This is a genomic window from Faecalibacterium sp. 3 (assembly GCF_048323735.1).
Classification (GTDB): domain Bacteria; phylum Bacillota; class Clostridia; order Oscillospirales; family Ruminococcaceae; genus Faecalibacterium; species Faecalibacterium wellingii.
Genome location: NZ_JBLWFN010000001.1, coordinates 124,693 through 146,039 on the forward strand (window position 1 = coordinate 124,693; position 21,347 = coordinate 146,039).

Genomic DNA, 21,347 nt, shown 5'->3' on the forward strand with positions numbered 1-21,347 from the left:
AATTTCCCCTTACAATAGTTTGCTCTCCGGCAGGAAAGCGCTGGGTCAAGGTTTGTTGCTTCTAAGATATTGTTTCCTCTATTATAAGGCATAACATATCACTTGTCAAAAGCCTTTTTGCTAAAAAGCAACTAAAATCCTGAAATTGCGGATAAAAAACTGTAAAACAAGTTGCATTTCTGCCCCAAAGGCGTTATAATATGCTCAACAAGTAACATATCAGTTGGCTATAGGAGGTCAATCACATGTCTGAAATCAATGCGATCCGCTTTGCAGAACCCTGGCAGGTCTCCTGCGTCAAGATCCCCATGCCGGAACCCAAGCCCGGTGAGGCCCTCATCAAGATCATGGCAGCCGGTATCTGCGGCAGCGACATCGGCGCGTTCCGCGGCACCAATGGTCTGGTGAGCTACCCCCGCGTCATCGGCCACGAGCTGGCCGGTGTGGTCGTCTCCATCCCGGAGAACAACAAGAACGGCATCAAGGTGGGCGACCGCGTGGTCGTGGACCCGTACCTGTACTGCGGCCACTGCTATCCCTGCTCCATCGGCCGCACCAACTGCTGCGACGATCTGCACGTTCTGGGTGTGCACGTTGAGGGCGGCATGGCCGAGTACTTCTGCCACCCGGCTGATATGCTCGTCAAGATCCCCGATGGCATGAGCTGGGTGCAGGCTGCCATGGCCGAGCCCCTGACCATCAGCCTGCACGGCATCCACCGCGGCGGCCTGAAGGCAGGCGAATACTGCGCCATCATCGGTGCAGGCCCCATCGGTCTGGCTGCTGCCATGGTGGCACAGGCCTACGGCGCACACGCCATCCTGCTGGATCTGGTGCAGGAGCGTCTGGACTTTGCAAAGTCTCTGGGCGTGGAGTACACCATCAACTCCGGCAAGGAGGATGCCAATGCCCGTGTCCACGAGATCACCGGCGGCGAGGGCGCACAGCAGGTCATGGAGTGCTCCGGCGCAAACCCCGCCATCCGCAGCACGCTGGACCTTGTGAGCCATGCAGGCCGCATCACCTTCACCGGCTGGCCCAAGAAGGAGACCAGCCTGCCCACCGACACCATCACCCGCAAGGAGATCGACCTGCGCGGTGCCCGCACCAGCGCCGGCGAGTTCCCCGAGGCTCTGGAGCTGATCGCCACCAAGAAGGTGGATATGCTCAAGCTGCTCACCAAGACCGTCAAGCTGGAAGAGGTGCCTGAGACTATCATCGACATCGAGAAGAACCCCGGCAGCTACATGAAGGTCGTTGTCACGATGGAGTAAACGGCTCCCCACTACATTGAAGTTATAAGGAGAGTACTGTTTTGGACGCATGGAATATTCTTGTTGTGGTCGTTCTGGCCCTGATCCTTCTGCTGATCCTGCCCATGGTGGCTGCGCGCAACGGCACCAAAAGCTTTACGCAGGCCCTGATGGCCCCGCTGCACCGCAAAAAAAAGCGCGGCCCGCTGGGGCTTGAGGTCGAGCCGGAAAAAAAGCCGGAACGGCATGTGAACAACAGTATGCAGGGCGAGCTGACCGCGATCGTCTCGCAGCTCATCACCTTTACCAAGCGCCAGCACTATACGCTGGTGTACCCCGGCACCATTCAGGAAGGCGGCCAGCTGACCACCACGCTGGCGCTGGTGGTCACCCCGGGCGGCGTGGTGGGCCTGAACTGCTTCGGTTTTGCCGGTGAGATCCGTCCCGGCGACCAGCCGAACGACCAGTGGCGTCAGCACATCAACCACACGGACAACCGCATCCCGAACCCTGTCACCACCAGCGAAAAGCAGCAGGTGCTGCTGCGCCGCGCCATGGACAGGGCCGGGCTGAGCGGCATCCCGGTGGAGGTGATCGCCGTGTTCACCAGCAAGGAAGCCCGGCTGACCGGCGTCTCTGCCCAGAAGTGCTTTGACCGCGACGGCATGATCGCCTATCTGGAGCAGGAGCGCTTCCATTCCGGCCCGGTGGAGGACACCCACGAGACCGGCGTGAAGCTGAAGAGCCTTGTAACGGTATACAAGTCCGAAAAAAACAAGAAGAAAAAGAAATGATCTGCGTCTGAAATGTTACCAGCAGCCTTCCGGCACAGCGGAACGCTGCGGATGCATTCTCTGGGATTTTTAAACAGACAGCCCGGTATGGTCCTCCTGTACCGGGCTGTCTGTTTTTGTTTTTTCTGGTTTTTATGCTCCATTTCTCCATTTTTTCAGGCTAGTATACAACATAAAGCACAGCTTTTCTTTAGGGAACGGCTGGTAAAGATTCAGATAAGAAGCGCCGTTTTGTATTGTTCCTGTCAAGCTGATATGTTAGTATATCGTCAAGGGAAACATGCCGCAGACGGAACGCGGCGCACGGCTGCACGAACCGGCGCAGCGGCGTTCCACCCTGACCGCAGGCATGAAAACAAATGAAAAGGAGAGATTTTCTTATGCGTATCCACAAGATCACTCGTCGTAACTTCATGAAGGTTGCAGGTGTCTCTGCACTGGCCATGGGTCTGGCAGCCTGCGGCGGCAGTTCCTCCAGCACTGCTGCTTCCACCTCCACCGCAGGCTCCGCTGCAGGCGGCGAGGTCACCGGTGATAAGGTCGTGATCAACATCGGCCACATCAACGACGAGAGCGACTCCTGGCATCAGGGCGCTCTGAAGTTCAAGGAGTACTGCGAAGCCAACTCCAACGGTACCATCGAAGTGGACGTGTTCCCCAACAGCCAGCTGGGTCCCGAGGTCGATATGATCCAGGGCATCCTGTCCGACAGCGGCACGGTGGACATCACCTTTACCGGCGAGTCCATGCAGACCTATCAGCCCGATCTGGGCATGATCGGCATGCCGTACCTGATCCAGAGCGACGAGCAGATGGAGAAGGTTCTGACCGGTGAAGTCGGTCAGGAGTTCGAGGGCCTGATGGAGGCCTGCGGCATGAAGTGCCTGGGCTACTTCACCCGTGGTCCCCGCTACATCACCTCCACCAAGAAGATCACCAGCGTTGCCGACTGCAACAATCTGGTCATCCGCACCCCCCAGTCCGCTATGACCGTGGCCGCTTTCCAAGCTCTGGGTGCAAAGCCCACCCCCATGGCACTGTCTGAGGTCTTTACCTCTCTGCAGCAGGGCACCATCGAGGCTCAGGAGAACCCGCTGGCCATGATCGAGACCCAGAGCTTCTATGAGGTCTGCCCCTACCTGATCCTGACCGCTCACCTGCGTGCATGGGTCTACATCGCAATGGGTCTGGCCCAGTACAATCGCCTGTCCGACAGCCAGAAGGCCGTTGTGGATCAGGCTGGTGCCGAGTGCCAGGCATACGAGCACGAGCTGTTCCTGGACAACGAGGAAAAGTACTACAACCAGCTGCAGGAGCAGGGCATGGAGTTCATTGAGGTCGATACCGATGCGTTCGCCAAGGCAATGATCGACGGCGTGCTGCCCATCCTGACCGACAGCCAGAAGAAGATCTACGACGCTATCGAAGCGCTGGCCTGATGCAGCTGTGAATCCTGAAAAGAGGTTGAGATCATGAAGAAAGGCTTGGATAAATTCATCAAGGTCTACATGGAGATCTTGTACGCTTTGAGTTCCGTCTTCTACGCAGGCTTCTGCTTCTGCGTTCTGGTGCAGGTCATCAGCCGCAACTTCCTGCCCAATGCCCCCTCCTGGACTGAGGAGCTGGCCCGTTATTCCTTTATTTATATGGTGGCCTTCGGCGTTGGTCTGGCGGCCCTGAAGCACGAGTTCGTCAATGTTGAGTTCCTCGGCGATTTCCTCAAGTCAAAGAATCAGAAGGCGCTGGATGTGCTGAACCTCGTCATCGAGGTCATCATCCTTGCCATGTGTCTGGTCATTCTGGTGATGGCCGAGCCGAAGTACTGCTTCCCCACCTTTGCGATGAACTCCACCGCCACCAACATCTCCATGAAGTACATCTACTTCTCCCAGTTCCTCACCTTCATCATCCTGCCCGTCAGCTACCTGCTGGACATCGTCCGCACTCTGGTCGGCTGGACCGAGAAGCCTGCTGCATAAAGGAGGTCGAAACGCAATGGTTGCAGTTCTGTTTATTGTTTTCCTCGTCGCGCTGGCCATCGGCGTGCCCGTGGCGTTCAGTCTGGGCCTCGCATCCGTGGCCTACATGCTGGGTGCTCACATCCAGATGATCAACTTTGCACAGTATTTCTTCAAGGGTCTGGACTCCTTCACCCTGCTGTGCATCCCCGGCTTTACCTTTGCCGGCAACCTGATGAATCAGGGCGGCATCTCGGATAAGCTGCTGGACTTTGCAGACGCACTGGTCGGCCACGTCACCGGCGGTCTGGCTTATGCAAACGTTCTGGCCTCCATGGTCTTTGCCGGCATCTCCGGCACGGCTCTGTCCGACACCGTCGCACTGGGCGGCGTTGAGATCCCCATGATGGTCAATCAGGGCTATGACGTGCCCTTCTCGGTCGCCATCACTGCCGCTTCCTCCTGCCTTGGCCCCATCATTCCCCCGTCTGTTCCCATGATCATGGCCGCTACCATGACCGGCCTGTCCGTCTCCAAAATGTTCATGGCCGGCATCGTCCCCGGCCTGCTGCTGGGCTTCGGCATGTGCGCCACCTGCTACATCCTGTCGGTCAAGCGCCACTACCCCAAGCGTAATACCCCGCCTAAATGGAGCCATATCTGGCATGCGACCAAGGAGGCCATCTGGGCACTGATCATGGTGGGCATCATCCTGTTCGGCATCATGGGCGGCATCGTCACCCCCACCGAGGCTTCCATCATCTGCGTGGTCTACGGCCTGTTCGTGTCGGTGTTCATCTACCGCAAGATGGGCCCCAAGGAGATGTACTCCTGCCTGAAGGATACCGTTTCCTCCGCTTCCGCTATCATGGCTCTGGTGGCCTTTGCAAACGTGTTCGCTTTCATCCTGACCAAGGAGCACATCCCCAGCATGATCGCTGACGCAATGCTGCACCTGACCACCAACAAGTACCTGATCCTGCTGCTCATCAACCTCTTCCTGATCTTCGTCGGCATGTTCATGGAGACCATTGCCGCCATCCTGATCCTGTTCCCGACCCTGCTGGCTGTGGCTACCGCCGTGGGCGTCGATCCCATCCATTTCGGCATCATCGTGGTCATGAACCTGGTTCTGGGCCTGTGCACTCCTCCCGTCGGTGTCTGCCTGTTCGCCGCTACCAACATCGGTGCCCGCTATGGCAAGTGCACCCTGTCCGACAGCGTGAAGGCTCTGGTCCCGCTGCTGATCGTCAACTTCGGCGTTCTGTTCCTGGTCACCTATGTGCCCTTCCTCACCGTTGGCGTGGCAAATCTGGTCATGGGCTGATAAGCTTTCCTTCTTCTCTTTCTTCTTACGGCTCCTTCCGCTTTTGCGGAGGGAGCCATTTTTTGTCGCTGCGCTTTCCGCACCCGGTTTTGCAGTCCTTTCCATACGCTGGCATTGTCAAAGAATTGTGTAACATATCATCAGGTGTTTTCCAACCTTTGTCGGTCACCGCACAGGATCGTTGCGAAAGAAAGGATTTTTATTGTAATTTATTTGTAATTTTCACCTCTGCCGGAGAAAAGTTTCGTCTGTTGTATCCAACAAGCTTCAAATTTTTTACATTTCGCACAAAGATTTGGCTAAGAATTTGGCAAAGAAACTTTGCTTTTTTACTGGACATTCCTCAGCTGATATGTTAGTATATTTGCAGGAAAACCGAACCGCAGAAGCACGAACCTGCTGTTCGGACGTGATAACCGGAAAAGGTCATACGAAGTAAAAGGAGAGAATTTTATGCGTATCCACAAGATCACTCGTCGTAACTTCATGAAGGTTGCAGGTGTCTCTGCACTGGCCATGGGTCTGGCAGCCTGCGGCGGCAGCTCCTCCAGCACTGCTGCTTCCACCTCCACCGCTGCATCTGCTTCCACTGCTGCAGGCGGCGAGGTCACCGGTGATAAGGTCGTGATCAACATCGGCCACATCAACGACGAGAGCGACTCCTGGCATCAGGGCGCTCTGAAGTTCAAGGAGTACTGCGAAGCCAACTCCAACGGTACCATCGAAGTGGACGTGTTCCCCAACAGCCAGCTGGGCCCCGAGGTTGATATGATCCAGGGCATCCTGTCCGACAGCGGCACGGTGGACATCACCTTCACCGGCGAGTCCATGCAGACCTATCAGCCCGATCTGGGCATGATCGGCATGCCGTACCTGATCCAGAGCGACGAGCAGATGGAGAAGGTTCTGACCGGTGAAGTCGGTCAGGAGTTCGAGGGCCTGATGGAGGCCTGCGGCATGAAGTGCCTGGGCTACTTCACCCGTGGTCCCCGCTACATCACCTCCACCAAGAAGATCACCAGCGTTGCCGACTGCAACAATCTGGTCATCCGCACCCCCCAGTCCGCTATGACTGTGGCCGCCTTCCAGGCTCTGGGCGCAAAGCCCACCCCCATGGCACTGTCTGAGGTCTTTACCTCTCTGCAGCAGGGCACCATCGAGGCTCAGGAGAACCCGCTGGCCATGATCGAGACCCAGAGCTTCTACGAGGTCTGCCCCTACCTGATCCTGACCGCTCACCTGCGTGCATGGGTCTACATCGCAATGGGTCTGGCCCAGTACAATCGTCTGTCCGACAGCCAGAAGGCCGTTGTGGATCAGGCCGGTGCCGAGTGCCAGGCATACGAGCACGAGCTGTTCCTGGACAACGAGGAAAAGTACTACAACCAGCTGCAGGAGCAGGGCATGGAGTTCATCGAGGTCGATACTCAGGAGTTTGCTGATGCAATGGTCGGCGGCGTGCTGCCCATCCTGACCGACAGCCAGAAGAAGATCTACGACGCTATCGAAGCTCTGGCCTGATCGACTGACGATATAAGTTAAGTTGTTCCAACGGGGCAGGCTGACAAAACTTGCAGTCTGCCCCTTCTTTATCGTCCATACCACCCTCAAGGAAAGAGAGGTCGAATCTTTTATGAAAAAAAGCCTGAATAAGTTCATCAAGGGCTACATGGAAGTGCTGTATGCGCTGAGCTCCGTTTTCTACATCGGTTTCTGCTTCTGCGTTCTGGTGCAGGTCATCAGCCGCAACTTCCTGCCCAATGCTCCCTCCTGGACCGAGGAGCTGGCCCGTTATTCCTTCATCTACATGGTGGCCTTCGGCGTTGGTCTGGCTGCTTTGAAGCATGAGTTTGTCAACGTTGAGTTCATGGGCGACTTTTTGAAAAAGAAGAGTCCCAAGGCGCTGAAGGTGCTGAACCTTGTCATCGAGGTCATCATCCTTGCCATGTGCCTGATTATTCTGGTGATGGCCGAGCCGAAGTACTGCTTCCCCGCCTTTGCGATGAACTCCACCGCCACCAACATCTCCATGAAGTATATCTACTTCTCCCAGTTCCTCACCTTCATCATCCTGCCTGTCAGCTACCTGCTGGACATCGTCCGCACTGCGCTGAGCTGGAACGATACCGCTGAAAAGGAGGACTAAGCAATGGTTGCAGTTCTGTTTATCGTTTTCCTCGTCGCGCTGGCCATCGGCGTGCCCGTGGCGTTCAGTCTGGGTCTCGCATCCGTAGCCTACATGCTGGGTTCCCACATCCAGATGATCAACTTTGCACAGTATTTCTTCAAGGGTCTGGACTCCTTCACCCTGCTGTGCATCCCCGGCTTCACCTTTGCCGGCAACCTGATGAATCAGGGCGGCATTTCTGAGAAGCTGCTGGACTTTGCAGACGCACTGGTCGGCCACATCACCGGCGGTCTGGCTTATGCAAATGTTCTGGCCTCCATGGTCTTTGCCGGCATCTCCGGCACGGCTCTGTCCGATACCGTCGCTTTGGGCGGCGTTGAGATCCCCATGATGGTCAATCAGGGCTATGACGTGCCCTTCTCGGTCGCCATCACTGCCGCTTCCTCCTGCCTTGGCCCCATCATTCCCCCGTCTGTTCCCATGATCATGGCTGCCACCATGACCGGCCTGTCCGTCTCCAAGATGTTCATGGCCGGCATCGTCCCCGGCCTGCTGCTGGGCCTCGGCATGTGCGCTACCTGCTACATCCTGTCGGTCAAGCGCCACTACCCCAAGCGCGATAAGCGCGCAAGCCTGGCTCACGTCCTGCATGCAACGAAAGAGGCTATCTGGGCGCTGATCATGGTGGCCATCATCCTGTTCGGCATCATGGGCGGCATCGTCACCCCCACCGAGGCTTCCATCATCTGCGTGGTCTACGGCCTGTTCGTGGCAGTGTTCATCTACCGCAAGATGGGCCCCAAGGAGATGTACTCCTGCCTGAAGGATACCGTTTCCTCCGCTTCCGCTATCATGGCTCTGGTGGCCTTTGCAAACGTGTTCGCCTTCATCCTGACCAAGGAGCACATCCCCAGCATGATCGCTGACGCAATGCTGCGCCTGACCTCCAACAAGTATCTGATCCTGCTGCTCATCAACCTCTTCCTGATCTTCGTCGGCATGTTCATGGAGACCATCGCCGCTATCCTGATCCTGTTCCCGACCCTGCTGGCTGTGGCTACCGCCGTGGGCGTTGATCCCATCCAGTTCGGTATCATCGTGGTCATGAACCTGGTTCTGGGCCTGTGCACTCCTCCCGTCGGTGTCTGCCTGTTCGCTGCTACCAACATCGGCTCCCGCTACGGCAAGTGCACCCTGTCCGACAGCGTGAAGGCTCTGGTCCCGCTGCTGATCGTCAACTTCGGCGTTCTGTTCCTGGTCACCTATGTGCCCTTCCTCACCGTTGGCGTGGCAAATCTGGTCATGGGCTGATCCTTTCCCTAGTCTTTCCAAGAAACTCTTTTACTTCGTCAAAAAAGGGCTGCTGCAAACAGCCCCAAAAAGAGATAGGCGTTCCCGAAAGGGGCCGCCTATCTCTTTTTTTGCAACATACAGCCTTCGTGCCGCCCCGCTGGGATGGGAACGGTCATTCCGCCCCATGCCGGCCTGTCATAGATAGGCTGTCCCGCTCCGGCCTCTTCGCCGGTCGGCATCCGGAGCAGCAGGAGTTCTCTGTGCAAAGATCATAGAAGCCTGCTGCGCTCAGGACTGCCGGCTGAACCGGCGTCCTGAGGAAGTCCTGAACATCATGCAGAATGCCCCCGCAAAGCCCCTGTGCAAGGGGCCGCGAGCAGTCGTCCTTCCGCTGCATTGCCTGCCCCGCCGCTCTAACGCGCTGTGCCATAAAGTGCATTTTTCGCAATGGCAAGTTCTTTGTCATTCCGCAATGCCCGCCATCTCCGAACAAAAAACGGCCAGACAAAAGCAGGGTGCGCCCCGAAGGACACACCCTGCCAGTTTTATTTATATCTTACAATGTGCGCTGAAACCGGCGCACAGCGCCCTCAGAGCGCGGAAGCGCCTCGGTGAAGGGTTCTTACTTCTTGAAGGTCAGAACGCCCTTGCGGTAGGAAGGATCGCGGCTGTCCACGAAGTCGAAGGCTGCCTGTGCATCCTCGAAGTTCCAAGTGTGGGAGATGCTGCCGCGCAGATCCACCTTGCCCTCGTTGACCAGATCGATGACATCCTGGAACTTGCGGTTCTGCAGGCGGCTGCCGCGAACGTCCAGCTCCTTGGAAGTAATGACGAACTGGTTGACCTCGGTGGGAGCCACGGAGAAGCCCATGGTGATGACGCGGCCGGCGTTGCCGGTGGCCTGCAGAGCGGTCAGCAGGCTGCCCTTGACGCAGGCGGCATCGATGGTCACGGTGGGGCCGTAGCCCTCGGTCAGCTCGTGAGCCTTGGCGGGAACGTCCTCCTTCAGGCTGTTGATGGTGTAGGTCGCGCCGTTCTTCTTGGCCTCTTCCAGCTTGGCGTCGTCGATATCGGTGACGATGATGGCCTTGGGGTTGTACAGCTTGACGATGCGCAGGATGGAGCTGCCCAGAGCGCCGCTGCCGATGATCATGACGGTGTCCTCGCTCTCCAGCTCAGCACGGCTGCAGCACTGCACAGCAATGGTGGTGGGCTCGATCATGACCGCCTCTTCGTCGCTCAGGATCTCAGGCACCAGATAGCAGTCGCGGTCCGGCACAGCCATGTACTCGCGGTAGCCGCCGTCGATGTGCACACCGCGCACCTTCAGGTTGCCGCAGACGTTGGGACGGCCCTTGCGGCAGGCGTAGCAGTGGCCGCAGGCGGTGACCTGATCGATGATGACGCGGTCGCCCACCTTCACGCGGGTCACGCCCTCGCCGATCTCCTCAACGATGCCCACATTCTCGTGGCCGATGATGCGGGGATAGGTGGCAGCGGCATTGGTGCCATGGTAGATGCCCACGTCGGAGCCGCAGATACCGGCAGCAACCATGCGGACCAGAACATTGTTTTCCTTGTCGATCTGAGGCTTCTCGAGATCAACGATCTGCAGTTTATTCGGTTCAACGATCTGAACGCCCTTCATAAAATCTTCCTCCTAAAATCTGATAACGGTCTTAAAGATTTTGATGATCTTTCTGCACGGTGGGCGGATGGCTCCGGGCCGTGCTGATACTAACATATTACCACAGATGGGTCAAAAAGTAAATTGCTTTTTGAAAAAAGAAAGTATTTTTCCTTTTTCGCAAAAAAAGACCTGTACAGCGGCTTTATTTCATATTTTAATGAAGCCCCGGCAAAAACATGTAACATATCACAATGGCTAAAATTCAGTAAAAAATGAAACGGGCCATTGCACAGGGGGCGAGACCCGGAGCAACAGCCCGTTTTTTTGTTCTCAACAACAGGAAGATATTAAAAAGGATACAGTCAAACCGGATGCGGCAGCCCGTTCCGGTCGTTATGCAAACACGGCCACGACCACCTGCATCGCCACGCCCAGAAAGGCACCTGCGCCCCAGGTCAGGCCGGTGATGAAGAGGTTCTGCTTCCAGGAAGGGTTGGTGCGCCACAGCACCGCCAGACCCACGCCTGCACCGGTGCACAGGCCCGCCACCAGACTGGAAAAGCGCAGGGCGCCCTCCACATACAGCTGGGTCAGCAGCACGCTGGCGGCGCAGTTGGGGATCAGGCCCACCAGCGCAGCCACCACCGGCTGGAAGAAGCCCATGCTGCCCAGAACGCTGGCAAAGACGTCCTCGCCCACGCCCTCGACGATCAGGCCGAACACCAGACTGAACGCAAAAATGAACACGAAGATCTCCAGCGTGTGGCGCAGGGCTGCCTTCCAGATGGGCTGTGCATTTCCGGCTTCGTCGCTGTGCTCCTCGTGGCAGTCCACTTCATCCGCGTGGCCGGTGTAGCCGCCGCGCAGGCTTTTGGGCAGCACACCGCGCAGGACAAAGTCCAGCGCAAAGCCCACCGCAATGGCGTACACCACCTTGATGACCATGAGCACCGCCAGCTTGTCCCAATAAGCCGGCATGGATACCAGCAGCGGGATGGCTTCGTCACTGGTAGCAAGGTAAACCGCCATCAGGGTGCCCAGCGTGATGACGCGGGAGGAATAGAAGTTGGACGCAATGGCCGAAAAGCCGCACTGCGGCACACAGCCCAGCACCGCGCCCGGAATCGCGCCCCAGCGGCCGCCTCCGGCCAGCAGCGCTTCGATGCGCTCGCCATGGCGGGTCTCAATGTATTCGATCAGAAGATAAGCCAGAAACAGGAAGGGCAGCATCTTGGCGGTATCCACCAAAGACTCGCCCAGAACATCCAGAAACAGTTCCATATACACTCCAAACGCAGCAGTAAATTGCTTTATCATAACAAATTGCAACCAATTTGCATTTTCGAACAGGGATGATTATACACGATATTCTCTCCAATTGCAATACCAAATTGCAAATTGATTGCAAATTTATATTATAGAACGCTGCAGCGCGTAAAAAGCACGATCTTAAATAGTCTTTGCTGATGCTCTGACCATTTTCAGCGGAATTATTATTTTATTTCGCAATTCTGGAAAATCTGCGGATTTTCCAGAATTGCCTTTTCACGGGAGGAGTCATAACCGAAAGCGGAAGCTGCCGCGCTGGTTTCCTGCGGAAACATTCGTGCGGCGGAGTTAACGTTCTGCCCGCAAGCACAAGCCTTTCCTCCACGACCCCCGCCCATGAAAATGGGGTCCAGAAACGCCCGCAGGCGTTTCTGGACCCCAAAATCAAAAATATAATTTCCTTAGCTTATGCGCAAAGCAATGCGGAGCGCATTTCAAATCGTCCCACACAGCAGGAGTCTGCGGTCTGTTTTACCCCTTCATTGGCACAAAGCCCACAAGGTCTTTTACCACCTCGCCGCCGATGATCAGGCCGGCCACCGAGGGCACAAAGGCATTGGAGCCCGGCACCGAACGGCGCTGGGTGCACTTGCGCTGGGTGCCCGGAGGGCAGATGCAGTGATTCTTGCAGCTGATGGCGTCATCCTCGATGGGGGTCATGGCAGGCTCCTTGGAGTAGACCACCTTCAGGTGCTTGATCCTGCGCTTGCGGCACTCGGTGCGCATCACCTTGGCCAGCGGGCAGACCGAGGTCTTGTAGATATCGGTCACTTCAAAGCGGGTCGGGTCCATCTTGTTGCCTGCGCCCATGGAGCAGATGATGGGGGTGCCCGCCTCCTTGCACTTCATCACCAGGGCCAGCTTGCCGGTGACGGTGTCGATGGCGTCCACCACATAGTCGTACTGGGTAAAGTCGAACTGATCCTGTGTTTCCGGGCCAAAGAAGCACCGGTGGGTGGTCACTTTGATATCCGGGTCAATGTCGTGGATGCGCTGCGCAGCCACATCTACCTTATATTGCCCTACCGTGCTGCGGGTGGCGATGATCTGGCGGTTGAGGTTGGTCAGGCAGACCTTATCGTCATCGATCAGATCCAGTGCCCCCACACCGCTGCGCGCCAGCGCTTCCACCGTGTAGCCGCCCACGCCGCCGATGCCGAACACCGCCACGTGGGAATTGTGCAGTTTTTCCATGGCTTCCGCGCCCAGCAGCAGCTGCGTGCGGGAATACTGATTTTGCATTTCGTTCTCCTTACTTTTCTACGCGGGTGATGGTGCCGCCGCCCAGCACCGTGTCGCCCTGATACAGCACCACGGCCTGACCGGGCGTAGGGGCGCGCTGGGGCTGGTCAAATTCCAGCCGGAAGCCGCACTCCGCCGGGTAGACGGTGGCGGCCTGCTCCACCTGATGGTACCGGGTGCGGGCTGTGACCCGCAGCGGCCCGGTCAGCTCCGGAATGGCGATCCAGTTCACCTCGTCCGCATACACGATGCGGTCGAACAGCATCTCCTCCGGCCCTACCGTGACGGTGTTTGCCTGCATGTCCTTGCCGCAGACGTACACAGGTGCCCCCATGGCAAGGCCCAGCCCCTTGCGCTGGCCGATGGTGTACCGCACCGCGCCGTTGTGGGTGCCCACCACCCTGCCGTTTTCGTCCAGAAAATCACCTGCCGGGTAGCGCTTGCCGGTGAAGTCCTCCATAAAGCGGGCATAGTCACCATCCGGCACAAAGCAGATGTCCTGACTGTCGTGCTTGCGGGCATTGACGAATTTGTGCTGCTCCGCGATCTCGCGCACCTCGGTCTTATGCAGGCCGCCCAGCGGCAGGCGGATATGCGCCAGCTGCTCCTGGGTGAGGTTGTAGAGCACGTAGCTCTGGTCCTTGCCCTCGTCCAGCCCCTTTTTGAGCAGGAAACGGCCGGTGGCCTCGTCCTGCTCCACCCGGGCATAGTGGCCCGTGACCACATACTCCATGCCGTGTGCCCGGGCCCAGTCCAACAGATGGCGGAACTTCATATATTTATTGCAATCGATGCAGGGGTTCGGCGTGCCGCCCGCCTCATACACGCGGACGAATTTTTCAATGATCTGCTCCCGGAAGTCGGCCGTGAAATCCAGCACCTCGTACGGGATATCCATGGCAAACGCCACCTCTGCCGCGTCCTCGATGTCCTTTTCCGAGCAGCAGGTGTGAAAGCCGGACTGACCCAGCGTTTCGTTGCGGGTGAGCCGCATGGTGATGCCGGTGCAGTCATAGCCTGCCTGCTGCATGAGCCATGCCGCCACCGAGCTGTCCACGCCGCCGCTCATGGCAATGAGGGCACGCGGCTTTGAATCAGGGATCTGTGTGGTCATAAGTTCTCCTTTGGTGCATTCAACACACTAAAACAGTAGTATAATAGTAACTCTGAAAAAAGCGCTTGTCAAGACGCAGCAAGCTGCTGCACTGCGGCCAGCAGGGCTTGCCGCTCATTGGGGTATTCTTCCCGGATCACACCGTCCAGCAGCGCTTCCAGTATTTTGCGGATGCCCGGCCCCGCCGGGACGCCTGCCGCCATCAGGTCGCGGCCATTCACAGCCAGCTGGCTGACGCGGCAGCACACGCCGTCCGCATCCAATTGTTCGGCCAATTCGGAAAGTGCAGCAAAATCAGCCGCGTGTTCCGGCTGCAGGGCTGTGCCCAGTGCTGCCAAACGCTGCACGGTACACAAGTTATATTTGCCCAGTAGTCGGCGGGCGTAGATAGTAAAGTCGGGTGTGACGGTAGTTTCTCTGAGGACCGTCCGCTGGGGTGGGACCCTGTTGCCGAAGGCAATAGGGCGGGCGATGGAATGGCCCGAATCGTGTCCGAAGAGAAAGCTACCGTCACGCCTTCTGGCTTCCCGCACCAGCACCGCCGTTTCCTCAATACAGGCATTGGAGCAGCGCAGGCGCCTGAGGGTGCGGCGGGTGCCGCCCTCGCCAAGGCTCAGCAGCAGCGCCGCCAGACGGACGGGCAGGGCCTGCTCCCCCGCCGGGCAGGCATCCACCACCGGCTTTGCCGCCGCCAGTGCCTCCGGTGAAAGCTCGGGCAAAACAACACTGAGTATTTTTTCGTCAAGATATGCCGCAGGGGCGGGTGCACTCAGCAGTTTTGCAAGCTCTTCCTCGATGCGCTCCACCGATACGCAGTCCAGATGGGCGCACAGCTCCTGTGCCGCCTGCGCCGTGGGCGGGTCGATGGAAAAGCCAAACCGCGCTGCGAACCGGTACAGCCGCAGGATGCGCAGCGCGTCCTCGGTGAACCGCTGGTGCGGCACACCCACGGCCCGCAGGATGCCGCTCTGCAGATCGGCCTGCCCGCCAAAGGGGTCCACAAGGCCCTCTTTTTCATTGTAGGCCATGGCGTTGATGGTAAAATCCCGCCGGGCCAGATCCTCCCGCACATCCGGTACAAAATGCACCTCGTCCGGGTGGCGGCCATCGGTATAAGTCCCCTCGGTGCGGAAGGTGGTGATCTCGTACAGCCCACCGCCCTGCTTTACAGTCACGGTGCCGTGCTGCAGGCCGGTGGGAATGCATTTTTCTTCGCCGAACAGCTCCATCCCCTGCTGCGGCAGGGCGCTGGTGCAAAGATCCCAGTCATGGGGGGTAAGACCCAGCAGGCTGTCCCGCACGCAGCCGCCCACCACATAGGCCGCATAGCCCGCCCTGTGCAGGGTGTCCAGCAGCTCCGCCGCGCCCTCGTCCATCCGGATGGTCATGGCTGCACCTCCTCGTACTGCAGGGTGATGCTTTTGCCATCAAAGCCGCATTCTGCCGCCGGAAAGATGCCCTGTGCCTGTTCGGCATACTCCTCCGGGTCGGTGATCATGGGGGAGTAATGGGTCAGCCACAGCCGTTTTGCGCCCGCCTGTGCAGCAAGGGCCGCGCTCTGCCCGAAGGTGCTGTGGCCCCACTGCCGGGCCTGCGCTTCCTGCTCCGGCAGCGCATAGGTGGCGTCGCAAAGCAGCAGGTCTGCATCCTGTGCCGCCTGCAAAAGGCCCGGGCAGGGGGCGGTGTCGCCGGAGAACACCACGCTCAGCCCCCTGCGCGGGGTGCCCAGCACCTGCGCAGGCTGTACTGTTCTTCCCTCCACGGCAACGCTCTGCCCTTTCTGCAGCAGCTTCCATTGCTGCACCGGCACCCCCAGCGCCCGGGCCTGCTCCGGCGAAAATTTGCCCGCACGGGGCAGCTCCAGCCGGTAGCCAAGGCTTTTTACCCGGTGCTTTGTGGCAAACGGCACCAGCCGCGCACCGGCAGGCCAGCCCTCGCTCAGCGCATCCAGCGCCAGCGGCTGGCCCGGCATAAGCACCTGCGGCTTCATCGGATAGGGCAGCGGGCCGGTCAGCGCCCGCACAGCCGCCCAGATATCCGGCAGGCCCTCCGGACCCAGCAGGGCAAGCGGCCTTGTGCGACCCTGCGCCCCCAGCGTCTGCAAAAGGCCCGGCAGACCAAAGATGTGGTCGCCATGGTAGTGGGTCAGGCAGATGGCATCTGCCCGCATCAGGTTCACGCCTGCCCGGTGTGCCGCTGCCTGAGTTCCCTCGCCGCAGTCCCAGAGCAGGCCGTGCCCGCCGCAGGCTGCAAACGCAGCCGAAAGCGCCCGGTCCGGCAGCGGCATGGTAGCAGCGGTGCCCAGCAGTGTGATGGTAAGCATAAAGATCGTTCTCCCTGTACAATGTATCTCTTAAGGTTTTATTGTACCACAGCCGGGCCGGTTGCACAATCGGTGCCTGCGGCGCATAGGATGGCCCAGCACAGCAAAAAAAGGGGGGCAGCGGGATGAGACGCAAAAAAGGGGAGCCTTTTTCCGGCAGGCCGCACAGCGGCCTTGGATGGGTGCTGCTGCTCGCCGCGCTGGCCCTGTTTCTGCTGGCCGGTGCGCCCGGCTGCATGGCCCAGCGGATGGCGTGGTCTGCCCGGGGAACGATGATCTTTCTGCCCGGTGGTTCCTGAAAAAAGGGGAGCGTCCTGCCGCGCAGAACGCTCCCCTTTTCATTTTCCATCCGAATACGGCAGCTGCCCGGAGACGGTCAGCACCTCGGCCAGCTCTTCCTCGGAGCGGTAGCGCCATGCCGCCGTTCCCACCGCCACGTAGCAGGCATCGGCACGGCCCTCCGGCGAGACCGCAAGGATCACGGTCTCACCATCGCCCACAGCGGTCACTGTGCCGTCTGTGCTCACCTGTGCCACATCCGGGTTGCTGCTGAGCCATGTCATTGCCGTGTTTTTGCCGCCTGCAGCCTGCGCGGTCAGCTTCTGGCTGGCCCCCACTGCCTGCAGCAGCATGGCGTTTTTGCTGATCTGCACACGGCCTATTTCAGAGGTGACTGTCACCGTGCAGCGCAGCACCTGCCCGGCTGTCGTCAGTGCGCTGATGACGGCTCTGCCGGAGCTTTGGCCCGTCACGGTACCGCTGCTGCTCACCTGTGCCACGGAAGGGCTGCTGCTCACCCACTGCCGCACATAGATGAACCCTCTGTCGTTCTGTTCCAGCTTCAGCTGCGCCGAAGGCGCAGGCTCCTGCTCCGTAATGGTCAGCGCCAGCTCGGTGGTATTCAGCACCGGGCGGGCCACTGTGCTTTTGTGCACGGTCACAAAGCAGGCCGTTTTTTCGCCCCGCTCGTTGCAGGCTGTGATGGAAGCCGTGCCCTCGGAATGGCCGGTCACCTTGCCGGTGCCGTCCACCGACGCCACCGACGGTGCGCTGGACGTCCAGATCAGGAAAAAGTAATCGTTGGGTGCCTGCACCGTCAGATAGGCCACCGGGGCAGGGTCCTCACTGGTCAGCTCCAGCAGCAGCTCCGAGGTGTCCAGCGTCATACCGCTGTCCGGGACCGGGTGGGCCTTGACCGCACAGACCGGCAGAGCTCCTGCCAAAAGCAGCACCACACACAGCACGAATGCGCCAACGCCGGTCTTGAATCTTTGCTTCATGGGCTTTGCCCTCCCTGCCTGTTTCCGGAAACGTTCAAATACTCTTATCTTCGTATTATTTTACACGCAGAGCAAAACATGGTCAAGTTTTTGGGCCCTTCTGCCGTGCCGCTGGGCCGCATTTTGTGGGGAGTGCTAAAATCCGGTTTTCAATTTTGTACAAAACGCCGCCGTACCCGGGACCGGATACGGCGGCGTCTGCCTGTTTTTATCAGTAGTTGATCTTTTTCAGCTCAAAATAGCTCTGAGGATGTGCGCACACCGGGCACTTGAGCGGTGCGGACTTGCCGATATAGGTATATCCGCAGTTCCGGCACTGCCACACCTGCTGTTCCTCACGGGCAAACACCCTGCTGTTCTTCAGGTTATCGGCCAACGCGCGGTAGCGCTCCTCGTGCTCCTTCTCGATCTGTGCCACCATGGTGAACAGGGCTGCGATCTGGGGGAAGCCCTCTTCTTTGGCCTCTCTGGCCATACGGGGGTACATTTCCGTCCACTCGTCGTGCTCGCCGCCTGCGGCCATGTCCAGACAGGTCAGGGTATCGGGGATCGCGCCGCCGCACAGCAGCTTGAACCAGATCTTTGCGTGTTCCTTCTCGTTGCCGGCGGTCTCTTCAAAGATCGCGGCCAGCTGCTCGTAGCCTTCCTTTTTGGCCATGCTGGCAAAGAAAGTGTACTTATTGCGTGCCTGGCTCTCACCGGCAAATGCTTCCATCAGGTTTTTCTCGGTTTTGGTGCCCTTCAGTTCCATGGTGCTCTCCTTTCAAAAACGGATCTTCTGTCAGGATCGACCGATCCCGGCTCTATCATTCAGCCCGGCGGAAATTTTTCCGCCTGCGGCTCAGGTTCTGAACAGAGTATACCATATTCCCAATGTAAAATCAAGAATAATTCCTATTTATTTTAAGAATAATTCTCACTTTTAATTGTGCTGCTTCAGGGCGCAGACTGCAATGCTCAGTGCACTCCACGCGGCCTGATACATCAGCACCGTCGCCACCGACAGCTCCCAGATGCTGCCCGCGCTGGTCAGCAGAGCCGCAATGACGATGGAGAACAGCACCGAGACCATCTGCACCGTAGTGGCACTGTTCTCCGCATTCTGGGCCTGATCTGCCGCCTGCAGGCCGCCGGTCAGGCTGGCAAAGCCCTTGAGATGGATCATGCAGCAGACGTCCGCCGGGTCGGCAGGTGCGGCCTTGATGGCATCGCACTGCTCCTGATCCAGCACCGTGACCATGCCCTCCGGCAGACGGTACACCTCGGTGATATGCTTTGCGGTCAGGCTGGGGTCCTGACAGGTGACCATCAGCCGGATATTTTCCTTCTGCAGCACGGCAAGGCCCCGGGCCACATTGCGCCCGCCCACATACTTCAGTACGAACATTGCGTGCAGATTGCCGGAGACTGCCAGATACAGGATCTGCAGTTCTCCGTTTTTGGAGTGCTGCGTCTCGTACTCTTCATCCGGCAGCGAGACGCCCTCCTTCTCCAGATAGCGGCGGGTGCCGATGAGGATGCGGTTATTATCGCACCAGCCCGAGAAGCCCAGTCCCCGATGCTGTTCCAGATCCTTGACCGGGAACAGGATGTCGGTACGGTCCTCGATGATCTGGCGGAACAGGCCCCGCAGAGCACCGTGGGTCTCGTTGAGCACGCTGGCCGCATACAGGATCGCACGGTCGATGCGGCCGCCCTTGAAGATGCGGATATCCTCCAACTGTGCGCTGTCGGTTGTGAACAGGTCGTCGGCGTCGATCTGCAGCGTATCGATACCGCCCAGCTGCTCAATGGCCTGCCAGCCGGGCACCACCGCACCCACAGCCGCAGCGGCGCGCTGCAACCGCAGCGATGCAATGCCCGCGATGAGGGTGGAAGACAGCGGTGCACCCATGCACAGCACTGCGACCATGGCTGCAACGGCCTTGTTCCACCCGGCTCCTGCCAGCAGGAACAGCACACCGCTGAGCAGGGCAACGCCCAGCAGAATGTACGAGACCTTGCGGGCACGGCGCTCGCTGGCACGCTCGCACAGGCTCTGTTCCACAAAGCCTTCGGCATCCTGCATCGGGCGGCTCAGCAGCACCCATGGATCCTTCTGTTCCAGATCCCGTGCCAGCGCACGCAGCAGGTCCTTATCTCTGGCGCGGAAAGCACCCTGATGCTCCACGCCATTGGTCACCAGCTCATACCCGCCCTTGACCGCTGCCAGCATCACCCGGCTGCCCAGCAGGGCAAGGAACAGGCCCAGCGCCGCCATGCCGCTGAGCAGAGAAATGCCCGTGGTGCCGCGGTAGACATTGGCGTTCAGCATTGCCGTCACGGCCTGCAGCAGCGCCGCCGCTGCAGCCAGAGCCGGCATCGTATCGGCCGAGGGACGCCCGCGCAGGCCGGTCAGGCCGTCCCGCAGGACCGGGAAGCCCACGCACAGGCTTGCCGCCAGCAGCAGCAGGTTTGCGCCGTAGAATGCCGCCGGAGCTGCATCCGGGTCCAGCGCGGCCATCGCGGGCAGCAGCCCGTCCGACACCAGACCAAAGTGCAGCAGCACCACGGCCAGAATGCCGCCCAGTACGCAGCGCAGCGTCAGCTCGGCGCTCATACGGTGCAGCTTTTCCGCTGTCGCCTCCGGGCCCTGCGGCTCGCTCTCCGGCTCCTCAGCCAGCGGCGCAGGCTGCTCCCCGGCTTCCGGCTTTTGTTCCAGCTGAGGCGCTGCCTCTGCCTTTGTCTGCGGCTCTACCGCCGGGGCTTCGCCGTCCAGCGGCAGCAGCGGCAGGCTCATGGTGTCCTCTTTTGCAGCGGGCGCATCTGCCGGGGCCGAGGGGGCCTGCGGTTTTTCTTCGTCCTCTGCATGGCCAAAGAAATCGATCACCGGCTTTTTGCATTCCGGTCTCTTTTTTTCCTTCGGCTGCAGGTCGGCATCCGCTTCCTTCACCGACGCAAACACAGCAGCGGGCAGCGGCGTGCCGCTTTCTTCTTGTTTACGTTCAGGAGCAGTTTCCGGCTGCGCTGCCGGGGCTGTTTCCTCTGCCTGTGCCGTCCGGGTCGGCGCGGCTGCGCCGGGAGCGGGCTTTTTCTCGCTCAGGCCATTGATCATGGCCTTGAGCTGAGCCATTTCCTGCTGCTCCTGTTCCTCCTGCGGCAGCAGCACCTCCGGTGCATTCTTGGGGCTGCGGGAGGGTTTTGCCTCACTGCGCTGCCCGGCAGTCTCTGCCACCGGGGCTGTGCTCTGTCTGGGCGGCTCCGGCTTCTTTGCAGGAGCAGGGGCCGGGAGATCCACCCTGAGCGGTTCTGCATCCTCCGCTTCCGTCTCCAGAAGGGGCCACGGGGCCAGCTCCTGCTCCGGGTCTGCCGCAGGCTTCAGCATCAGTTCCAGATCTGCTTCCTGCTCCGGCTGGGCATCCCCGCCCAGCACCACCTCACCGGTGGGCATTTCCTGCGGCTCTGCTGCCTGGGCTTCCTCCTGATCTGCCTTGCCGCGGGCAAACAGGCCAAACCGCTTCTGCGGCTTTTCCTCCGGCAGTTCTTCATCCCGCCGGGTCATTTCATCCGGGATGTTCACCGCCGTGGTGCTGAAAAAAGAGCGGAACTTTTCATCCTTGGTCATTGCCTGATTGTTATTTTTATCCTTCGGCATTCTTGTCCCTCCTGTAAATATCGTTGAGGTTCCGGCCTTTGT

General features: G+C 59.1%; 18 protein-coding genes. 9 read left to right on the forward strand and 9 right to left on the reverse strand.

The genetic code is table 11. The features are described 5' to 3' along the window. The first annotated feature begins 245 nt into the window (after positions 1–245). The 8 genes from ACNSPV_RS00575 to ACNSPV_RS00610 all read left to right on the forward strand — a co-directional run bounded on the left by ACNSPV_RS00575 (position 246) and on the right by ACNSPV_RS00610 (position 8,771). Complete coding sequence (locus ACNSPV_RS00575; RefSeq protein WP_249237321.1) at positions 246–1,274, forward strand: zinc-binding alcohol dehydrogenase family protein; 1,029 nt, start codon at positions 246–248, stop codon at positions 1,272–1,274. Positions 1,275–1,315: 41 nt separating this feature from the next. Continuing rightward, the gene (locus tag ACNSPV_RS00580; protein ID WP_348584963.1) at positions 1,316–2,047 is read left to right on the forward strand and encodes an NERD domain-containing protein; all 732 of its coding nucleotides are present in this window, start codon (positions 1,316–1,318) and stop codon (positions 2,045–2,047) included. 380 nt (positions 2,048–2,427) lie between these two features. Next, positions 2,428–3,486 carry a TRAP transporter substrate-binding protein DctP gene (gene dctP / locus ACNSPV_RS00585; protein WP_348584962.1) on the forward strand — a complete coding sequence of 353 codons (1,059 nt, stop codon included), beginning with the start codon at positions 2,428–2,430 and terminating at the stop codon, positions 3,484–3,486. 33 nt (positions 3,487–3,519) lie between these two features. Continuing rightward, a complete protein-coding gene (locus ACNSPV_RS00590; protein ID WP_249237324.1) occupies positions 3,520–4,026 on the forward strand; it encodes a TRAP transporter small permease in 507 nt (168 codons plus the stop codon). Between the two features lie 16 nt (positions 4,027–4,042). Beyond that, entirely contained in the window at positions 4,043–5,332 is a 1,290-nt protein-coding gene (locus ACNSPV_RS00595) for a TRAP transporter large permease (RefSeq protein WP_339395804.1), read from the forward strand. A 453-nt stretch (positions 5,333–5,785) separates the two neighbouring features. Beyond that, positions 5,786–6,853 carry a TRAP transporter substrate-binding protein DctP gene (gene dctP, locus ACNSPV_RS00600; protein ID WP_348584961.1) on the forward strand — a complete coding sequence of 356 codons (1,068 nt, stop codon included), beginning with the start codon at positions 5,786–5,788 and terminating at the stop codon, positions 6,851–6,853. Between the two features lie 112 nt (positions 6,854–6,965). Further along, a complete protein-coding gene (locus tag ACNSPV_RS00605; RefSeq protein ID WP_348584960.1) occupies positions 6,966–7,478 on the forward strand; it encodes a TRAP transporter small permease in 513 nt (170 codons plus the stop codon). Positions 7,479–7,481: 3 nt separating this feature from the next. After that, positions 7,482–8,771 carry a TRAP transporter large permease gene (locus tag ACNSPV_RS00610; protein WP_348584959.1) on the forward strand — a complete coding sequence of 430 codons (1,290 nt, stop codon included), beginning with the start codon at positions 7,482–7,484 and terminating at the stop codon, positions 8,769–8,771. A 604-nt stretch (positions 8,772–9,375) separates the two neighbouring features. Here ACNSPV_RS00610 and ACNSPV_RS00615 read toward each other — a convergent pair. The 6 genes from ACNSPV_RS00615 to ACNSPV_RS00640 all read right to left on the reverse strand — a co-directional run bounded on the left by ACNSPV_RS00615 (position 9,376) and on the right by ACNSPV_RS00640 (position 16,391). Then, the gene (locus ACNSPV_RS00615; protein WP_249237329.1) at positions 9,376–10,401 is read right to left on the reverse strand and encodes a zinc-binding alcohol dehydrogenase family protein; all 1,026 of its coding nucleotides are present in this window, start codon (positions 10,399–10,401) and stop codon (positions 9,376–9,378) included. A gap of 375 nt (positions 10,402–10,776) precedes the next feature. After that, positions 10,777–11,664 (reverse strand): putative manganese transporter, encoded by an 888-nt coding sequence (locus ACNSPV_RS00620; protein ID WP_249237330.1) that lies wholly within the window; start codon positions 11,662–11,664, stop codon positions 10,777–10,779. A gap of 519 nt (positions 11,665–12,183) precedes the next feature. Further along, positions 12,184–12,954, reverse strand: coding sequence for a tRNA threonylcarbamoyladenosine dehydratase (locus ACNSPV_RS00625; protein WP_348584958.1), 771 nt, complete (start codon positions 12,952–12,954; stop codon positions 12,184–12,186). 10 nt (positions 12,955–12,964) lie between these two features. Further along, positions 12,965–14,068, reverse strand: coding sequence for a tRNA 2-thiouridine(34) synthase MnmA (gene mnmA, locus ACNSPV_RS00630; RefSeq protein ID WP_348584956.1), 1,104 nt, complete (start codon positions 14,066–14,068; stop codon positions 12,965–12,967). 68 nt (positions 14,069–14,136) lie between these two features. Further along, entirely contained in the window at positions 14,137–15,456 is a 1,320-nt protein-coding gene (locus ACNSPV_RS00635) for a tRNA nucleotidyltransferase (protein ID WP_348584955.1), read from the reverse strand. Then, positions 15,453–16,391, reverse strand: coding sequence for a ribonuclease Z (locus ACNSPV_RS00640; protein ID WP_348584954.1), 939 nt, complete (start codon positions 16,389–16,391; stop codon positions 15,453–15,455). Before ACNSPV_RS00640 ends, ACNSPV_RS00635 begins: the two co-directional genes overlap by 4 nt. Before the next feature lie 125 nt (positions 16,392–16,516). Between ACNSPV_RS00640 and ACNSPV_RS00645 the strand changes: the two genes are divergently transcribed. Continuing rightward, the gene (locus ACNSPV_RS00645) at positions 16,517–16,690 is read left to right on the forward strand and encodes a hypothetical protein (protein WP_348584953.1); all 174 of its coding nucleotides are present in this window, start codon (positions 16,517–16,519) and stop codon (positions 16,688–16,690) included. A 39-nt stretch (positions 16,691–16,729) separates the two neighbouring features. On the opposite strand, the gene ACNSPV_RS00650 is transcribed toward ACNSPV_RS00645, so the two are convergent. The 3 genes from ACNSPV_RS00650 to ACNSPV_RS00660 form a co-directional block, all read right to left on the reverse strand. After that, positions 16,730–17,671 carry an Ig-like domain-containing protein gene (locus ACNSPV_RS00650; RefSeq protein ID WP_348584952.1) on the reverse strand — a complete coding sequence of 314 codons (942 nt, stop codon included), beginning with the start codon at positions 17,669–17,671 and terminating at the stop codon, positions 16,730–16,732. Between the two features lie 211 nt (positions 17,672–17,882). Beyond that, complete coding sequence (gene rbr, locus ACNSPV_RS00655; protein ID WP_249237337.1) at positions 17,883–18,422, reverse strand: rubrerythrin; 540 nt, start codon at positions 18,420–18,422, stop codon at positions 17,883–17,885. 171 nt (positions 18,423–18,593) lie between these two features. Then, positions 18,594–21,305 carry a cell envelope biogenesis protein OmpA gene (locus ACNSPV_RS00660; protein WP_348584951.1) on the reverse strand — a complete coding sequence of 904 codons (2,712 nt, stop codon included), beginning with the start codon at positions 21,303–21,305 and terminating at the stop codon, positions 18,594–18,596. Between the last annotated feature and the right edge of the window lie 42 nt (positions 21,306–21,347).

Excerpts from the sequence above, each read along its gene's own strand:
- ACNSPV_RS00640 (WP_348584954.1), bottom strand. The coding sequence starts at position 16,391 with ATGCTTACCATCACACTGCTGGGCACCGCTGCTACCATGCCGCTGCCG.
- ACNSPV_RS00575 (WP_249237321.1), top strand. The coding sequence starts at position 246 with ATGTCTGAAATCAATGCGATCCGCTTTGCAGAACCCTGGCAGGTCTCC.
- ACNSPV_RS00615 (WP_249237329.1), bottom strand. The coding sequence starts at position 10,401 with ATGAAGGGCGTTCAGATCGTTGAACCGAATAAACTGCAGATCGTTGAT.
- dctP (WP_348584962.1), top strand. The coding sequence starts at position 2,428 with ATGCGTATCCACAAGATCACTCGTCGTAACTTCATGAAGGTTGCAGGT.
- ACNSPV_RS00590 (WP_249237324.1), top strand. The coding sequence starts at position 3,520 with ATGAAGAAAGGCTTGGATAAATTCATCAAGGTCTACATGGAGATCTTG.
- ACNSPV_RS00660 (WP_348584951.1), bottom strand. The coding sequence starts at position 21,305 with ATGCCGAAGGATAAAAATAACAATCAGGCAATGACCAAGGATGAAAAG.
- dctP (WP_348584961.1), top strand. The coding sequence starts at position 5,786 with ATGCGTATCCACAAGATCACTCGTCGTAACTTCATGAAGGTTGCAGGT.
- ACNSPV_RS00595 (WP_339395804.1), top strand. The coding sequence starts at position 4,043 with ATGGTTGCAGTTCTGTTTATTGTTTTCCTCGTCGCGCTGGCCATCGGC.
- ACNSPV_RS00625 (WP_348584958.1), bottom strand. The coding sequence starts at position 12,954 with ATGCAAAATCAGTATTCCCGCACGCAGCTGCTGCTGGGCGCGGAAGCC.
- ACNSPV_RS00650 (WP_348584952.1), bottom strand. The coding sequence starts at position 17,671 with ATGAAGCAAAGATTCAAGACCGGCGTTGGCGCATTCGTGCTGTGTGTG.
- rbr (WP_249237337.1), bottom strand. The coding sequence starts at position 18,422 with ATGGAACTGAAGGGCACCAAAACCGAGAAAAACCTGATGGAAGCATTT.
- ACNSPV_RS00635 (WP_348584955.1), bottom strand. The coding sequence starts at position 15,456 with ATGACCATCCGGATGGACGAGGGCGCGGCGGAGCTGCTGGACACCCTG.
- ACNSPV_RS00645 (WP_348584953.1), top strand. The coding sequence starts at position 16,517 with ATGAGACGCAAAAAAGGGGAGCCTTTTTCCGGCAGGCCGCACAGCGGC.
- ACNSPV_RS00620 (WP_249237330.1), bottom strand. The coding sequence starts at position 11,664 with ATGGAACTGTTTCTGGATGTTCTGGGCGAGTCTTTGGTGGATACCGCC.
- mnmA (WP_348584956.1), bottom strand. The coding sequence starts at position 14,068 with ATGACCACACAGATCCCTGATTCAAAGCCGCGTGCCCTCATTGCCATG.
- ACNSPV_RS00605 (WP_348584960.1), top strand. The coding sequence starts at position 6,966 with ATGAAAAAAAGCCTGAATAAGTTCATCAAGGGCTACATGGAAGTGCTG.
- ACNSPV_RS00610 (WP_348584959.1), top strand. The coding sequence starts at position 7,482 with ATGGTTGCAGTTCTGTTTATCGTTTTCCTCGTCGCGCTGGCCATCGGC.